This window comes from Sediminibacillus halophilus, from assembly GCF_900103695.1.
Classification (GTDB): Bacteria; Bacillota; Bacilli; order Bacillales; family Amphibacillaceae; genus Sediminibacillus; species Sediminibacillus halophilus.
In genome coordinates, this window is the sequence record NZ_FNHF01000001.1 from 1,291,730 (window position 1) to 1,306,415 (window position 14,686).

Genomic DNA, 14,686 nt, shown 5'->3' on the forward strand with positions numbered 1-14,686 from the left:
TCAGGTTAACAAACGGAGACGGTACATGTTGATGGCCGTCTCTCCTAATTTATCTAAAAAACGCCCATTGGCAAAGGCTCCAACCAATGCCCCGAAACCGGGAACCAATTGCAGCAGCTTCGCCAAATCAATGGTATCCCGATATTCCTGCTGCAATGTACGCCAATCCACTTGCTGACTCCAGTTTTTTTCTTCCTGCCAGTTCACAAGCGTATGCAATACTTCCTCCCTTTTCCGGTCACTCGAAAAAGCAAGCAAAAACACGTGCAGCAAAAACACCCTTTCCTCGTGTTTCTTTACTTCAAACCCATACAGCTGACCAACATCGAACAAAAACTTCATTTTAATACTGAGCAGCATCGGAAAGTCAGCTGCACCGAGTAAAATTCCTCCAGCACCTGTGCCGGCTCCTTCGATCATCGCTGTCCGTTTATATTGCTTAAGACGGAACTTGACAGCTTCTTCCCTGTCTTCCAATGTAACAAGTCCAGTAGTGTCGACAGGCAAAATATAATGGGAAGAAGTCAAAGACACCTCAATCATGGAGCGGATACTATCGGTCACAAGCTGGTGAACCTGATTTGGAATCTTTTGATTGATTTTAGTTTGAATTTGCTTAGAACTTCGTTGAAACAGTGATGATTTTCTACCAGCCGATTGAACGAAACGGCGTGCTTCAGACAATGCTTGTTTTTCATATTTTCCGATATCAGTCATTGACATACGCTCCTTAAGCAAGTTGCTTTTTTACATAGCCATTGACAAACCAATAACTGAAAGCAGCCCCGGCTGCCCATACAATCAACAAGCCTGTGAAGAGCTGCATAAACAAAAACAACAAGCCAAACAAGAATGTCTGAGCAAGCATCAATTGCAGCATCCAGCGAAGCAAGGCAGCGCTTCGCCATTCCGGTTTTACGGGATATAAGTCGAGCCAGACTACCGTACGATGGTGCTGCCACAAACTCGTCAGCTGAAATCCACTCAAATAAAGGAACAGCAGGCAAAAAATAATTTTCACCCATATATTCGGCACAAAAAATGCGGCGAGCCCGCCAATGATGAGTAAGCGAAGATACAAGCCCAAATAATCACTGCTCCTAACGGTAGTGATCCGGTAAAGATAGGCGAAGGTGCGATCCTGTTGTAGTGGCATCCTTTTTAGCAATAACGCTACAAGCCAATGTCGTTTTTTTACTTGATTTTTCAAATGAGGTACATCGGTGAACATATTGGCAAGCCGGTAGAAAGACCGCATCCTGGCATTATCCTTCTCAATCAGGAGATCCCAAGCCAGCCCACCGTTTTTCCGGCTCAAGTAATAGTCATATCCAAAAATGGCGGCCAGCAACAATGTCGCAAATCCGGCCAGCAGATTTTCTCCACTGACAAAAAAATAAAAAGCAGCGATATTCAGCACCATACGGGAAATGAAATCCAGCATCCGGAGGTTGGCATCGCGCACCTTCAATACCCACCAAGAGGCAGCCAAATTCCATATTTTAAACAAAACAAACAGAAGCAGGATCAAGGAATAAGCAGGTCCTCCTATTTCTGTCCGGGCCGCATGATACAATGGAGCCAACGCTGCAGCAGCAAGTGCCAGCAGGTAAAGCTGGATGACAAAGCTATAAATAAACGCATTCCGGAAATAAGGCCCCATTTTCGTCTCTGCTGGAAGCAAAAAAACCATATCTGCTTCTTTTAGCAACGTCCGGGCAGGGCTATAAGCAGCAATGACACCAAAAACAACGCCGATCACCAAAGCTGCTGGAAAATTCTCAGGCATATTTGTCAGCCATTGCTGATAATAGTAAGCCAGCGCTGAAACGAAAAACAACATAGCAATCACCAGGTGACCAGTGAAAATGTACCTTAAATACCGACTGATTTCCTTCATATGAGAAGAAAACCTGTCTTTAAAAAACTGATTGGCATCAAACATGGCCATCTTCCTTTGTCAGTTCAACATACAAATCATCAAGCGCTGCTTCTTTCATGCCAAATTGGTTCCGCAACTCCTGCAGGGTGCCCTGGGCACGTATTTTTCCATCATGCAGAATAACAAAGCGGTCACAATAACGTTCCGCCGTAGCCAGAATATGGGTGGACATCAGCACACCGCCTCCCCTTGCCTTTACATCGTTCATCAGCTGCAAATATGATTGGATCCCTAAAGGATCAAGACCAACAAATGGCTCATCGACGACATACAAAGGCGGATCGACTAGAAAGGAACACATGATCATCACCTTTTGTCGCATCCCTTTGGAAAAATGAACAGGGAACCACTTCATTTTCTTTTCAAGCCGGAACTCTTTTAAAAGCGGCGTTAACCGCTTTTGGAAGGTTTGTTCATCCACACCGTACGCCATGGCCGTTAAACGGAGATGTTCTTCCAACGTTAGCTCTTCGTATAGAACAGGCATTTCCGGTATATAGGTAAACTTGCTGCGGTAAGCTTCAGGTGCTTCCTGGAAGGTCTTCCCTTCGATAGCGACCCTGCCCTGTTTCGGTTGCATCAGTCCGATAACATGCTTGATTGTTGTGCTTTTGCCGGCACCGTTCAACCCAATCAATCCCACGATCTCATTTGGAAAAACATCGAACGAAACTTCATGCAGCACATTTTTATGTGTATATCCACCTGATAAGTCTTTAATATGTAATAAAGGTTCCAAGTACTCCCCCCACTTTCTCTCATCATTATCTTTACGTACATTCTTTAATCAATAAAATTTTATCATTTAATGACGGGTTTTACCAAAAAAATAGTGAATACGATTGCTTCAACTAACACAAACTGTAAAGGAAGAAGAAAGGATTACATCTCCACTACTCGGAATGAGGTGTTGGTGATCGACCATCTAAAGAAAACTTATTAAACCTTTTCCTAACAGGAAAGCAACTACTTCAGCCAAATGGGGTGTTGATGAAAGGTTTCCAACAGTAATTGACTGAATCATATTCTGATTCATTATAATTACAACAAGTTATTCTACAGATGCTTAGAATATCCTTCTTCTTCGGCAGCGGGCCGTTCCAATGCAGGTAAGTCCAACCGGATGACTTTTCCTGCTGCGGACGGTCCGTTTGCTTATTCATAGGTATAGTTGCTTTACACAGGCCTTCTTTCCTTTATACAATGGACTCAGGAGTTTATTACATAGAAGGAGCGATTGGATGAGCCATACGGAGGATTGCATTTTCTGTAAAATAGCGGCGGGGGAAATCCCTTCTGCCAAAGTATATGAAGACGAGCATGTCTATGCTTTTCTTGATTTAAGCCAGGTAACGAAAGGCCATACACTAATCATTCCCAAAAAACATACGAAAAATATTTATGAAACCCAGCCGGACGTTGCCCAGGAGTTGTTTAAAAAAGTTCCGAAGGTGGCAAATGCCATCAAGGAAGCGTTCCAGCCGGTTGGACTTAATTTGCTTAACAACAATGAGGAACCTGCCGGACAGTCCGTTTTCCATCTACATATCCACCTAATTCCCCGTTACGGAAAAGGCGACGGATTTGATGCTATTTGGAAAACAAATGCAAATGCTTATTCCCAGGATGATCTGCAGCAAATTGCCGGTACAATCGGAAACTATCTATAACAAATAGCTATTAATGTCGGACAGAAAGTAGAAGTTTGGAAATAGTAGTTTCAGCTCGGAATTTTTCGAGAAAATAAGTATAATAATAGGAAAAGGGGTGTATATCATGGCTGACAGCAAATCAATTTTATTAGGCTTTGTAATCGGCGGAGCGGTAAGCGCCGCAGCTACTTTGCTTAGCACACCATCTTCAGGTAAAGAAATCCGCGGTCAGGTAAATGCGCGGAGAGATGACTTGATGGACACATTTAAAAAACTGAAACAGGAAGGCTTCCAACTGAAGGAGCAAATTACACAGACTTCTAAAGAAGGAGCAACGATGATCAAGGATTTATCGGCCGATATGAAAACGTCCATTGAATCCTGGAAGAATACGATTGAACCACATCAGAAGAACATCCAGACGTATTTAGCACAAATCGAAGACAGTTTAAAAGAACTGGAAGAGAAAACCCAAAAGCAAAAATCGAATCAAGCGTAAAAAAGGCTGTCCCATTCGTCACAAATAAGTGACTTTTGGGCAGCTTTTTTTGACCACATATCTATCATGGATAATGAAATAGTCCTCTCACTGAAGAAATGGGGTATCGTGCTCCGCCTTATCGAGGTTATTTTCTCATTCAATAAAAAAACGGTCTGCCGGTAATTTTTACCGACGGACCGTTTTATCTTGCACATACTAATTATTCAGCAGGCTGTAGATCTTCAATAGAGTCTACGTCCATGTATTTTGGAACAACCAAGCCGATTTTTGCACCTTCAAGGTTAGCTCCAAGATCTTCTACTTGGTCACCATATTCTTCAAATTGAGCAGCATGAGTAGCAGGCATCCAAGCAGCTACCATTCCATCTGCATCACCATTCGCTACTGCTTGCCACATTACGGCATTGTCAAGAGGAGTAATCGTCACTTTAAATCCTTGGTCTTCAAGGACTTTTTTCATGACATTAGTAGAAGCTACTTCGGAATCCCACTCTACATAAGCAAGTTCAATTTCTTTGCCATCTACTTCTTCTGTACCTTTAGTCCACTCAGCAACTTTGTCAGAGTTGTCTTCCACCCATGCAGCTGCAGCATCTTCCGGAGAAGTACCATTGCTGATTTCAAGCATTACTTCCTCCATATCGGAAGATTCCCAGTTGAACTGGTCAAGGATTTGATAAGCATTTGGCATGTCATCTTTCAAGCCTTTGCGAACCATGGTTTTGATTTCTTCTGCTTCTCCAAAAGAACCTTCCGGATCCTCTAGATACTTAAGGTCATACTTCGCGAACATCCAGTGTGGTGTCCAACCTGTAACAACAATCGGCTCTTCATTGTCGATTGCTTCTCCCAATGCAGTTGCCATTGCGCCACTTGAAGAAGTTTCCACTTCCCAGCCTGCAAGGCTGTCGTAAGTTTCTGTAGCATCTTCTGCTGCTTGTACAACACCGGCTCCAGGCTCGATGCCTGTGATGGTGTAATCCATTTCTTCGCTATAGTTTGTCTCACCACCGCCATTGTCACTTCCTGCGTTTTCTGAGTCTGAACTGTCGTCAGAACCGCAACCGGCAGCTACTAGTGTAAGCGATAATCCGGCAGCAAGGCCGAGACGCTTTAAGTTAAGATTAATCATAACTAATAATTCTCCCCTTTAGCTTTTTATTTATATGGTTAACTTTTCCGCAGAAAAGCGGCCAACAATACGTTTTACGCATCCCCTTTTTGGGAATTCAAACTCTGTGTGAATCGATCGATGATAATAGCCAGGATAACTATTCCCAATCCTGCTACGAATCCTGTTCCAACCTGAGCCCTTTGCAAGGATGACAGCACTTCACGGCCTAATCCCGGTGCACCGATCATCGATGCGATAACCACCATCGATAACGCCAGCATGACAGTTTGGTTGATGCCGGCCATGATGGTCTTTTTCGCCATCGGCAATTCAACTTTGAATAATTTTTGGGCACCAGTGCTCCCGAATGCCTCTGATGCTTCCACCAACTCACTGGAAACCTGTCTGATTCCAAGATTGGTGAACCGCACAGTCGGCGGTGTGGCGAATATCAAAGAAGCAAAGATACCTGGTACCATCCCGATACTGAAGAAGGCTACTGCTGGAATCAAATAAACAAATGCCGGCATTGTCTGCATAAAGTCGAGTATCGGCGTAATAATTGCTTCTGCTGTTTTACTCTTAGACATCAAAATGCCAAATGGAACCCCGATAATAATCGAAAGAAGACTTGCCACCAATACAAGCGTAAAGGTAAACATTAATTCTTCCCAAAGTCCCTGGTTCCAGATTAGCAGCAAGCCAATTAAAGAAAAGGCCGCCAAACCGAACCGCTTACCACTGGCGAAAAACGCCAGTATAACTACTAATAATATGACGATGACAGGTGGAATGGATGCCAAAAGCTCAGCTAGCCATTCCATGAATGTACCGAAATCATTTTTGATCGGATCGAACAAAAATGCAAAAGTATTTGTCAGAATATCGGTAAATTTCGATACCCAATCGGCTATTGGTATTTGTGCAACATTTTCCATAAAATTAAGCATCTTCACTGATCACCTCTGTTTCCCCGGCCAGAGCGGATATAACTGCGCCTCTAACGATAATACCCATTAACTTGCCATCTTCTACAACGGCAACGGGCACCGGCGAATCATGAATGATCTCAAAGATATCGTTCATAGATGTTTCCTTTCCAACTTGCGGGACATCTGTCCTCAATATTTCAGTAAGATCAGTGATTTCACGCTTTCTTGCATCCGAAGCGTCATCCGCTGTGACATATCCTTTAATATTCCGTTTTCTGTCTGTCACATAAATACTGGAAAGTCCTTCTTCCCTCATTCGTTCAAGGGCAACTCGCGGCCCATGCTTTTCGATATTGATTGTTTCTGGACGTTTCATGATATGTTGTGCCGTCAATACCTTCGAGCGGTCCACATCCTCCACAAACTTCTCTACATAATCATTGGCAGGATGAACCAGGATTTCTTCCGGCGTACCGATTTGGACAATCGATCCGTCTTTCATCAAAGCAATCCTGTCACCAATCCGCAATGCCTCATCCAAGTCATGGGTAATGAACAAGATGGTCTTTTTCATCGTTTCCTGTAAATCAAGCAACTCATCCTGCATCTCTTTTCTGATCAACGGATCCAATGCGGAGAAAGCTTCATCCATAAGCAGAACTTCCGGATCGTTCGCCAGTGCCCGTGCCAGACCGACACGCTGTTGCATACCTCCGGAAAGCTGAGCTGGATACTGATGGATATAGCCACCCAAACCGACCATTTCCAATGATTCCTTCGCTTTTTTGCTTCTCTCCTCTTTTTCTACCCCTTGGATTTCCAAACCGTATTCGGCATTTTCCAAGATCGTGCGGTGAGGAAACAAGGCGAACTTCTGGAATACCATACTCAATTTTTCCCGGCGGACCCGGCGAAGATTCTTTTTATCCATTTTCGCCAAGTCTTCCCCATCAATATAGACACTGCCCTCTGTGGGTTCAATCAGTCGATTAATCAGACGTACCAGCGTCGATTTACCACTTCCTGACAAACCCATGATGACAAAGATTTCACCTTCTTCGACCTCAAAGGATGCCCGGTTTACCCCAACTGTATTGCCAGTTTCTTTTAATATTTCATCTTTGGGTTTCCCTTGATCCAACAACTTCAGCGCCTGCTTATTATTTTTGCCGAAAACTTTGGATAAACCCTGAACTTCAATTACCGGCATGTCATTCACCTCTCTTAGCCTGTTGTTTTTCTGTTAGAACGTGCTTACCACGCAAACGTTACGTTGAATTTGGTTTATCTGTTTCATTCATTACTTTTCTACTATTAGAAAAGGAAAAATCCGAACACCAAATCAATCACTCTTAATACTATATCCCTATTTGGGGATAAAATTCAAACATAACATACTACTGATTTTGTATATATTTTTCATACAGTTTAAACTGAACAAACTTTTTCGGGTTTTTCCTTTGAATTACTTGAAATTGCTTCGGATATCTACCCGATGACACGATTTAAAAAATATCACTAATAGTGTAACCTATGATGCATCATACTATTTTAAAATTTTCGGCAACCAAAGCTGAAAATAAACAGAGGCCGGGCTGGGATGCTTGTCTGTATACTCTGCCAAAGCTTTGAAGGAGGATTATATGTCGGATTACAATCTAGAAGATATCAACGAATTAATCACCACAGAATTTGCCAAAACAGTAGAAATGTTCGGCCTTACCCCTTCAGAAGCACGTTTATTTGCTATTCTGTATTTAGTAGGAGTTCCCATGACCCTGGATGAAATGAGTGAAGCATTGGGGAAAAGCAAAACCTCTATGAGTACCGGAATACGGACCCTTTTAGAATTGAATTTAGTAGAACGCGTGTGGAAAAAAGGGGAACGAAAAGATTTTTACCGTGCAGATGAAAATTTGTATAGGAAATTCATGTCTGCCTTTATTCATAAGTGGGTGGATGCCGCCAGCCGGCATAAACAGTCGCTTGAACAAATCGAAACAATGCTCGTTCAAAATGCAGAAAACTTCTCATTTTCGGCTGATTCAAAGGAATTTGACAAATTGAATGACCGCTTGAAAGATATGATAACGTTTCATCAGCTGTTGGAAAAAGCTTTTTTAAGAATAAAGCCCACAGCTTCCACTTTGATTGATCAAAAACTTAACCATTAGGTATTTCTCAAAACTGGGAGTTTTAAGAACGCCTCCATCAAGGAAGGGTAATACCCTTCCTTTTTTAATGCCTCTATCGTCTGCTTGGGCTCCAGCTTATAATGGAGCATTCCGACAAATTTTATCAGCAGTGGAGTTACGTCAAGGAATCCTTCTTCGGTCTGCGCCAGGAACTCTTGATGTATACAATCTGTCCATTGCATAAGATTGCGGTACTCTTCCTGCGTTAACTCTTTTTCAATGATTAATTTTGTAAAAGGATACTGGTCAATTTCTTTGATTTTTAACAGCAAGTGAAGATGAAAGTTGATTGTTTCGTTTCTATCGGTGCCCATACGTTTCCCCTCCTGCCTCATAATGTAATTATATAATATCCAGCCTTAAACAGAAAAAAAATAGCTGCACGGACAGGATGTCACACCCGTCAAAAACCCCGTCATGACGAGGTTTGAGATATTACCGGAATTTCAGATTATAAAATAATATTTTTTTTCATAAAAAGCTATTGATTTTTCCCTGGAAACATACTATCATTCGTTGAGGGCAAGGCGATGATGCCGCCCCATACAACCATGTGACAGCCGTGTAAAGGGGGATAAAAAATGAATTGCTGGAAAACTATCAATCTATACAAAGAATTCGGTATCAATCGCATTTATATACTTTCCATGCTTACAGGTATGATGGCATTCATTTTCTTTTATTTAATTTTTTCCATGATCCATGAAGCAGGAACAGTAAAGGACCATGGAATCATCCCTTTAGTCGTCGGGCTGGTTTTTTTGCCGACCATTCATAAACTTACACATATTTTACCATTAATACTGACTAATAAACGAGTGAAAATTAACTGGAAAATGAATATGGGATTATTTCCGACATTTTCTTTCCGCACACGATCAAAAATGTCCAAAACAACATCGTTGTTCATTCTATTGGCGCCGGCGTTATTGGTAACTGCTGCCGGACTGGTGTCAAGCTATGTATTTATGGGCTATTATGTTTATTTTCTACTATTCTTGTCTGTTAACATCGGCCTTTCTTTTACAGACTTTTTGTATGCCAGCCATGTTGTCAAAGCGCCGCGCAAATGCATCATCGAAAATGCCAAAGATGGTTATGATATTTTAATTTGATTGCACACAGCATTCCGGTGACGGGATGCTGTTTTTATTCCTCTTTATTTGCTTGAGGCTGGAAAAACAGACTAAAAGATTTTCTGCAAGGTATAACTGTTCAAGCAAGATAAATTTTGATAAAGTAATGTATAGGTGTAAAGGAGGTCATAAGATATGCCAGTCTTTTTTGCTATTTTCGCTTTGTTTGTGCTATTTCTATTTAATTCTTTAACCCATAAACTTGTAGTAAGAACAGAAATGTCTCAGGAACGTCAGCCCAATGTATTCAGAACAATCAATATATTGATAACCATCTTGTTGATCTCTTCATATGTAGAGGTACTATTTACGTAAACAACATTAGATTCCATGGACAAGAGGAAGAATGTAGAAGTGACGCTTTCCCCCGTCATGTTTAAGTCAAACCCCGGTGTGGAGGTTCTTTGCTACACAGGGATTTGACTGATTAATTCGAAGGGAAAGGCACTCCATGAAGACAACTTACTCAACTCTCAAAAAGGGATGACCATGAGCAGCTGCCCACTGGTCATCCCTTTTTACAACCGGAAAAATGGCATTTTTCTTATTGCATTACAGCCATGCCGCTCCGACAATGATCAGCAAAATGAATAAAACGACAATTAACGCAAATCCGCCTTGGTATCCTGCGCCCATCTGCAACACCCCCTTGTTGTCTTTTGTTCCATCCTATGCAACGGGATAGCGTCGAGCATAGGCGGATGCCCGAAATTTAGTAAAAAGTGTGTAATTATAGGAATAGACTATTTTTTTCACTGCTAAATGTGTTATATTATTTCAAGAGCTTGTCAAAGCTTGTACGAAAAGTTTTTGGAGAGTAGGAGTGTTTATATAATGAAAAAAATCGCATTATCGGCATCCTTGGCAGTCGGGATCCTGGCTCTGTCCGCTTGTTCTTCGGATGACCCGGAAACAGTCGTAGAAACAAAAGCAGGTAACGTCAGTAAGGAAGAATTCTACCAGGAATTAAAAGACCAAAATGGTGAGACGGTCCTTCAGCAGTTAGTGACGAAAAAGGTTCTTGAGGGTAATTACGAAGTTGAAGATGATCAAGTACAGAAAGAATTGGATTCATTAAAAGAACAATACGGAGACCAATTTGAAATGGTGCTTCAGCAAAGCGGGTTCTCTGATGAAGAGGAATTCAAAGAGGTACTTCGTTTAAATATGTTACAGGAAAAAGCAGTAACAGAAGATGTGGAAGTTTCGGATGAAGAAATTAAACAAAGATACGAAAACATGAAAACCGACCTTGTGGCGAGACACATTCTTGTCCAAGATGAAGAAACTGCAAAAGAAGTGAAGCAGAAACTGGATGACGGCGGGGACTTTGCAAAACTTGCGAAAGAATACTCTACCGATACTGGTTCTGCTGAAAATGGCGGCGACCTTGGAACATTTGGCGTTGGTGACATGGTACCTGAATTTGAAAAAGCAGCTTACAACTTAAAAGTTGATGAGATTAGCGATCCTGTTAAAACATCCAACGGCTGGCACATCATCCAGGTAACAGAACGTAAAGATGCTGAAGAGGAAGTAGAACCTCTTGAAGACATCCGCGATCAAATCCGCAGAGATATAGCTTCTACGAAAGTAGATGACGCTGCGGCTCAGAAAAAAATGCAGCAGTTGATGGAAGATGCGAATATCGATGTAAAGGTCGATCAATTCAAAGACTTATTTAAAACAACCACACCAGAAGAGCAACAAACAGAAGGCTCTGGCAATACAGACCAAGGTTCTTCAGATAAAGGCTCTTCTGATGAAGGTTCTTCAGATAAAGGCTCTTCTGATGAAGGTTCTTCCGATGAAAATTCTAGTAAAGAACAAGAAAACTCAGAAAAATAATTCAACAAACTGCAAGCCCGGATATACTCATCCGGGCTTTTTTCATTCCCAGGCTAATTACAAACAAAAGAAAACCGACCGAGTTCGAATTTCGAATCATCGGTCGGTATTTCTCCTATCCGTCATGCCTGTTTCCCGAGCTCTTTCTTTCACATAACCGTTTTAAAGGCTTGATACTTCTTCATTACATAGAAGTCATTTGTTTCTGTTCTGTCTCTGCTTCATTCTGGTGTCGCTGCCCACGTTCACTTTGTATCCGATCCATGTATATTTTTCCTTCCCGTTCAATAAACTGCATCTCCAGCTTTTTCTCTGCTCTGATAGCCCTAAAAGCCATATATCCACTGAAAAAAATAAAAAGGATGAACATATAAACCCACCAAGGAATCCCCAGTATCATCGCACAGCCCTCCTTGTCCCTATTTGCTATTTAAAATATATGCAGGAACACGTCAAATATGACAGGCCTGTTGTCAGATTTCGGCTCGTCTCTGATTGTTTTCCAGTTTTTTAAACATATACCAATATACAAAGGCACTCATGACAGCAAACAGGCCTAATGCGGCAAACACAACGGGATATGCAAGATAGTTTGTCAATACTAGACTTAAGGGCGCCATTAATTTGCCGACAGTAAAACGAAGGCTGGCTGCAGAAAAATATTGTCCGCGCATATGCTGTGGAGCCAGCTTTGCGACAAAGCTTTCCTGAATGCCGACTACCATCAACTCGGCCATGGTAAATAAGCCCATGGCAAAAATAAACATCCAAATACTCTCGGTAATGCCATATAGGAATATTCCTATGGCATAGAGAAGACTCGATGCCACGAACACCCACTTTTCTTTGAAACGGTTCATGACTCGGGTAATAAACACCGTAAATATAGCTACCAATAGCCCATTCTCAGCCAGCACTAAGGCAAATGCCTTCTCTCCACTAATGCTGAGCTTAAAGTCCCCCAGTTGAATCAAGGTTTGATTATCAATCACTTCGCTTGTATACACAGCGATGAGAATATCGAGTTGCATAAATGTCTGCGCAACAAGAACGCCGGCGATGATAAACAATAAAAAAGTCCGGTCTTTGGCTATGATTCGATAGTCACTTAATTCATCCCATACAGCTTTGTACCAACGAACCTTCGCTTCTTTCCTCCGAAATTTTAACGTCACCGTTTCTCCCAGGAACCGCTGCAGGATAATCGTCAAAGTCCCAGTCAGAAGCGCCCCAGCCAACAGCATTTCGAACCGGTAACTGTAAAATAAAAAACTGCCGATGATCGGGCCGACAACGACTGCAATATTGATCGACGTATAAAATACAGCAAATACGGAAGCACGGTGTTTTTCTGATACAACGTCGGCGACCATCGCGTGTGATGCCGGCCAGTATAACGCTCCCCATATTCCCAGTAAACTGAATGCTACAAACGTCCCTATTGGTGACTGGTACCAGGGTGAGTTTGCTAAAGCAAATAACAGAAACGTCAAAAACTGTCCGAAGGAGGAAATAACCATCATTCGTTTCCTGCCGAAGCGGTCTGCACAATACCCTCCTGTCAAGCTGGCTACCACCGAAAATGCCTGCGATAGTACTAGCAACCAACCAGCTTTGTCCTTCCCAAATGAATTTTCAAATAAAATTGTCATGAACGGAAAATAAGACCAAAAAAGAAAATTTGTTGTCCCTTCGCCAAATAGACGAATCTTTAAATTACGATCCCAATCCTTCCACCTCATCATCTTCGCCTCTGTTTCTATACGATTTTCCTTACCTGTACTAGCTGTATCCCAATGACAGCAGCTGTTCCATCGGCACTGATTTTTTCATTATACCAGAAACACCACTATAGGAAGCACGGAAAATTTCGGATCAGGTTACGCAATGGTAATGAATATTCAAGCGTGCTACATTGCGTTACAATAGGAGGAGAATCGCTGCTTTATATAGTAGATACAGAAGTTTGAAGAAAAATGGAGTGATAGATATGGCTGAACAAGCCACTTATTTTTATGATTTTATCCCGATTGACTACACAACGGATCAAGTACAGCGGAAGCAAATTCTGGCTGAATTCCCTCCGCCTGCACTCCCGGACAGCAGTGAATATTTTACACTGGATGACCAAGTACCGGGCAGTACCATCACCCTCCGGCTTTTACTAAATGACTATCAAATCCAGCTCACTAAGACTAACAAACAGTTTCTAAAACTCCGATTCAGTAATAATGCTGGGGTCATGAATGCAAAGATGTGGGATAATCAAGGTTCCGTCGAACAAAACCAGCCACTTCTGGAAAAGTTCGCTGTGTTTGATGTAGAAGCGATGGTCGATGAGTTCAGAGGATTTAAATCGCTCACTATCCAGAAAATTACACCGTGCGAGACAGAAGTAAACCCGTTTTCTCTGTTGCCACACACCCAACAAAGCATTGAAGACTTAACGGTGGAATTGTTCAGCTACCTTGATGAGTTACAACACCCTTATCGCCAAATCGCCCGTGCCGTCATGACACGCTTTTGGGATCAATTTCGGATCAGGCCAGCTGCAAAAGGATATCACCATAATTATTTGGGAGGATTGCTAAAGCATACTGTCGGGCTGATGCGATTCGCCCGATATCTTTTAAAACAAGAAGAAAATCATTTTCAGGCAGCAATGAAGCTGATCAATGTAGTAGAGAAGGCATATAAAAATGAACTATGGACACAATTCCAGTCAGAAAATGGTGTGCAGCATTTAGTCTGGAAGGACACAATTGATCATTTATACCGACAGTTACAAGGTATGATGGAGCATAAAGAAAAACAACCGAATTACGATGTGATCATGACAAGTATTTTGTTCCATGATATCGGAAAGCTGCTTGAATACGACCATGCCGGCAAAACGTTCGATTCTTTTCACTTTTTATTTCCGACAGCGGAACAAGCGTTACAGGAAAACCGCAAGCAAGCAGGTATCACAATGGATGAATTGGGAGTTATGATCGGGCATATTCCCTATGGGGTCCTGCTGTTGAATAAAATAATTGAAACCGAGGGGATTTCGTTATCAATGGCCGCCATTCATCAGATGGCCCATTGCATATTATGCCATCACGGACTTCCGGAATGGGGATCCTGTATTCAAAAGCCGCAAACAATCGAAGGGTACATCATCCATTTTGTCGATTATCTGGACAGCCGCTACGAAAACAGCGAAACAGTGAAGTAGTAAATAATACTTTCTCGTTCACTGGCCACTTACTATTCCTGAAGTTTTAGTTAAACTTTTGACAGACCTCTAAGCGGCAACTTATGGCGGATCCGGCACAGTTTCTCCGTACATAGAGGATAGACCTAACATAAGGCCTATTGTA

17 protein-coding genes are annotated in these 14,686 nt (G+C 42.0%); 7 read left to right on the forward strand and 10 right to left on the reverse strand.

The features are described 5' to 3' along the window. The 3 genes from BLR82_RS06630 to BLR82_RS06640 are packed head-to-tail and all read right to left on the reverse strand — an operon-like array spanning nucleotide 1 to nucleotide 2,681. On the reverse strand, nucleotides 1-717 hold the full coding sequence (locus BLR82_RS06630) for an EcsC family protein (RefSeq protein ID WP_074598154.1): 717 nt from the start codon (nucleotides 715-717) through the stop codon (nucleotides 1-3). A gap of 13 nt (nucleotides 718-730) precedes the next feature. Further along, entirely contained in the window at nucleotides 731-1,945 is a 1,215-nt protein-coding gene (locus BLR82_RS06635) for an ABC transporter permease (RefSeq protein WP_074598155.1), read from the reverse strand. Beyond that, nucleotides 1,938-2,681: an ABC transporter ATP-binding protein gene (locus BLR82_RS06640; RefSeq protein ID WP_074598156.1), complete on the reverse strand. Its 744-nt coding sequence runs from the start codon at nucleotides 2,679-2,681 to the stop codon at nucleotides 1,938-1,940. Before BLR82_RS06640 ends, BLR82_RS06635 begins: the two co-directional genes overlap by 8 nt. 502 nt (nucleotides 2,682-3,183) lie before the next feature. On the opposite strand from BLR82_RS06640, the gene BLR82_RS06645 reads away from it, so the two are divergent. Together BLR82_RS06645 and BLR82_RS06650 are read left to right on the forward strand one after the other, a co-directional pair. Further along, nucleotides 3,184-3,612 carry an HIT family protein gene (locus tag BLR82_RS06645; RefSeq protein ID WP_074598157.1) on the forward strand — a complete coding sequence of 143 codons (429 nt, stop codon included), beginning with the start codon at nucleotides 3,184-3,186 and terminating at the stop codon, nucleotides 3,610-3,612. Nucleotides 3,613-3,718: 106 nt separating this feature from the next. Continuing rightward, nucleotides 3,719-4,093, forward strand: coding sequence for a YtxH domain-containing protein (locus tag BLR82_RS06650; RefSeq protein ID WP_074598158.1), 375 nt, complete (start codon nucleotides 3,719-3,721; stop codon nucleotides 4,091-4,093). A gap of 202 nt (nucleotides 4,094-4,295) precedes the next feature. On the opposite strand, the gene BLR82_RS06655 is transcribed toward BLR82_RS06650, so the two are convergent. The 3 genes from BLR82_RS06655 to BLR82_RS06665 form a co-directional block, all read right to left on the reverse strand. Then, the gene (locus BLR82_RS06655) at nucleotides 4,296-5,228 is read right to left on the reverse strand and encodes a glycine betaine ABC transporter substrate-binding protein (protein WP_074598159.1); all 933 of its coding nucleotides are present in this window, start codon (nucleotides 5,226-5,228) and stop codon (nucleotides 4,296-4,298) included. A 74-nt stretch (nucleotides 5,229-5,302) separates the two neighbouring features. Continuing rightward, nucleotides 5,303-6,160 (reverse strand): ABC transporter permease, encoded by an 858-nt coding sequence (locus tag BLR82_RS06660; RefSeq protein WP_074598160.1) that lies wholly within the window; start codon nucleotides 6,158-6,160, stop codon nucleotides 5,303-5,305. After that, a complete protein-coding gene (locus BLR82_RS06665; RefSeq protein ID WP_074598161.1) occupies nucleotides 6,153-7,352 on the reverse strand; it encodes a quaternary amine ABC transporter ATP-binding protein in 1,200 nt (399 codons plus the stop codon). Before BLR82_RS06665 ends, BLR82_RS06660 begins: the two co-directional genes overlap by 8 nt. A gap of 433 nt (nucleotides 7,353-7,785) precedes the next feature. On the opposite strand from BLR82_RS06665, the gene BLR82_RS06670 reads away from it, so the two are divergent. Further along, nucleotides 7,786-8,316, forward strand: coding sequence for a GbsR/MarR family transcriptional regulator (locus tag BLR82_RS06670; protein WP_074598162.1), 531 nt, complete (start codon nucleotides 7,786-7,788; stop codon nucleotides 8,314-8,316). Here BLR82_RS06670 and BLR82_RS06675 read toward each other — a convergent pair. After that, nucleotides 8,313-8,651, reverse strand: a complete 339-nt coding sequence (locus tag BLR82_RS06675; protein WP_074598163.1) for a DUF1878 family protein — start codon at nucleotides 8,649-8,651, stop codon at nucleotides 8,313-8,315. The two genes, BLR82_RS06670 and BLR82_RS06675, sit on opposite strands and share 4 nt — an antisense overlap. Nucleotides 8,652-8,918: 267 nt before the next feature. Between BLR82_RS06675 and BLR82_RS06680 the strand changes: the two genes are divergently transcribed. Continuing rightward, nucleotides 8,919-9,452, forward strand: a complete 534-nt coding sequence (locus BLR82_RS06680) for a DUF3267 domain-containing protein (protein WP_074598164.1) — start codon at nucleotides 8,919-8,921, stop codon at nucleotides 9,450-9,452. 156 nt (nucleotides 9,453-9,608) lie between these two features. Then, on the forward strand, nucleotides 9,609-9,788 hold the full coding sequence (locus BLR82_RS06685; RefSeq protein WP_026569119.1) for a hypothetical protein: 180 nt from the start codon (nucleotides 9,609-9,611) through the stop codon (nucleotides 9,786-9,788). A gap of 237 nt (nucleotides 9,789-10,025) precedes the next feature. Here BLR82_RS06685 and BLR82_RS06690 read toward each other — a convergent pair whose 3' ends face one another. Then, nucleotides 10,026-10,109 carry a YjcZ family sporulation protein gene (locus BLR82_RS06690; RefSeq protein ID WP_074598165.1) on the reverse strand — a complete coding sequence of 28 codons (84 nt, stop codon included), beginning with the start codon at nucleotides 10,107-10,109 and terminating at the stop codon, nucleotides 10,026-10,028. 198 nt (nucleotides 10,110-10,307) lie between these two features. Between BLR82_RS06690 and BLR82_RS06695 the strand changes: the two genes are divergently transcribed. Continuing rightward, nucleotides 10,308-11,321, forward strand: coding sequence for a peptidylprolyl isomerase (locus tag BLR82_RS06695; RefSeq protein ID WP_074598166.1), 1,014 nt, complete (start codon nucleotides 10,308-10,310; stop codon nucleotides 11,319-11,321). Between the two features lie 184 nt (nucleotides 11,322-11,505). Here BLR82_RS06695 and BLR82_RS06700 read toward each other — a convergent pair whose 3' ends face one another. Together BLR82_RS06700 and BLR82_RS06705 are read right to left on the reverse strand one after the other, a co-directional pair. Then, a complete protein-coding gene (locus BLR82_RS06700) occupies nucleotides 11,506-11,721 on the reverse strand; it encodes a sporulation YhaL family protein (protein ID WP_083334732.1) in 216 nt (71 codons plus the stop codon). A gap of 73 nt (nucleotides 11,722-11,794) precedes the next feature. Next, nucleotides 11,795-13,063: an MDR family MFS transporter gene (locus tag BLR82_RS06705; RefSeq protein ID WP_074598167.1), complete on the reverse strand. Its 1,269-nt coding sequence runs from the start codon at nucleotides 13,061-13,063 to the stop codon at nucleotides 11,795-11,797. A gap of 248 nt (nucleotides 13,064-13,311) precedes the next feature. Here BLR82_RS06705 and BLR82_RS06710 point away from each other — a divergent pair, with 248 nt between their 5' ends. Continuing rightward, nucleotides 13,312-14,541 (forward strand): HD domain-containing protein, encoded by a 1,230-nt coding sequence (locus tag BLR82_RS06710; RefSeq protein WP_074598307.1) that lies wholly within the window; start codon nucleotides 13,312-13,314, stop codon nucleotides 14,539-14,541. The last annotated feature ends 145 nt before the right edge of the window (nucleotides 14,542-14,686 follow it).

Excerpts from the sequence above, each read along its gene's own strand:
- BLR82_RS06630 (WP_074598154.1), bottom strand. The coding sequence starts at position 717 with ATGACTGATATCGGAAAATATGAAAAACAAGCATTGTCTGAAGCACGC.
- BLR82_RS06635 (WP_074598155.1), bottom strand. The coding sequence starts at position 1,945 with ATGTTTGATGCCAATCAGTTTTTTAAAGACAGGTTTTCTTCTCATATG.
- BLR82_RS06645 (WP_074598157.1), top strand. The coding sequence starts at position 3,184 with ATGAGCCATACGGAGGATTGCATTTTCTGTAAAATAGCGGCGGGGGAA.
- BLR82_RS06650 (WP_074598158.1), top strand. The coding sequence starts at position 3,719 with ATGGCTGACAGCAAATCAATTTTATTAGGCTTTGTAATCGGCGGAGCG.
- BLR82_RS06655 (WP_074598159.1), bottom strand. The coding sequence starts at position 5,228 with ATGATTAATCTTAACTTAAAGCGTCTCGGCCTTGCTGCCGGATTATCG.
- BLR82_RS06660 (WP_074598160.1), bottom strand. The coding sequence starts at position 6,160 with ATGCTTAATTTTATGGAAAATGTTGCACAAATACCAATAGCCGATTGG.
- BLR82_RS06665 (WP_074598161.1), bottom strand. The coding sequence starts at position 7,352 with ATGCCGGTAATTGAAGTTCAGGGTTTATCCAAAGTTTTCGGCAAAAAT.
- BLR82_RS06670 (WP_074598162.1), top strand. The coding sequence starts at position 7,786 with ATGTCGGATTACAATCTAGAAGATATCAACGAATTAATCACCACAGAA.
- BLR82_RS06675 (WP_074598163.1), bottom strand. The coding sequence starts at position 8,651 with ATGGGCACCGATAGAAACGAAACAATCAACTTTCATCTTCACTTGCTG.
- BLR82_RS06680 (WP_074598164.1), top strand. The coding sequence starts at position 8,919 with ATGAATTGCTGGAAAACTATCAATCTATACAAAGAATTCGGTATCAAT.
- BLR82_RS06685 (WP_026569119.1), top strand. The coding sequence starts at position 9,609 with ATGCCAGTCTTTTTTGCTATTTTCGCTTTGTTTGTGCTATTTCTATTT.
- BLR82_RS06690 (WP_074598165.1), bottom strand. The coding sequence starts at position 10,109 with ATGGGCGCAGGATACCAAGGCGGATTTGCGTTAATTGTCGTTTTATTC.
- BLR82_RS06695 (WP_074598166.1), top strand. The coding sequence starts at position 10,308 with ATGAAAAAAATCGCATTATCGGCATCCTTGGCAGTCGGGATCCTGGCT.
- BLR82_RS06700 (WP_083334732.1), bottom strand. The coding sequence starts at position 11,721 with ATGATACTGGGGATTCCTTGGTGGGTTTATATGTTCATCCTTTTTATT.
- BLR82_RS06705 (WP_074598167.1), bottom strand. The coding sequence starts at position 13,063 with ATGAGGTGGAAGGATTGGGATCGTAATTTAAAGATTCGTCTATTTGGC.
- BLR82_RS06710 (WP_074598307.1), top strand. The coding sequence starts at position 13,312 with ATGGCTGAACAAGCCACTTATTTTTATGATTTTATCCCGATTGACTAC.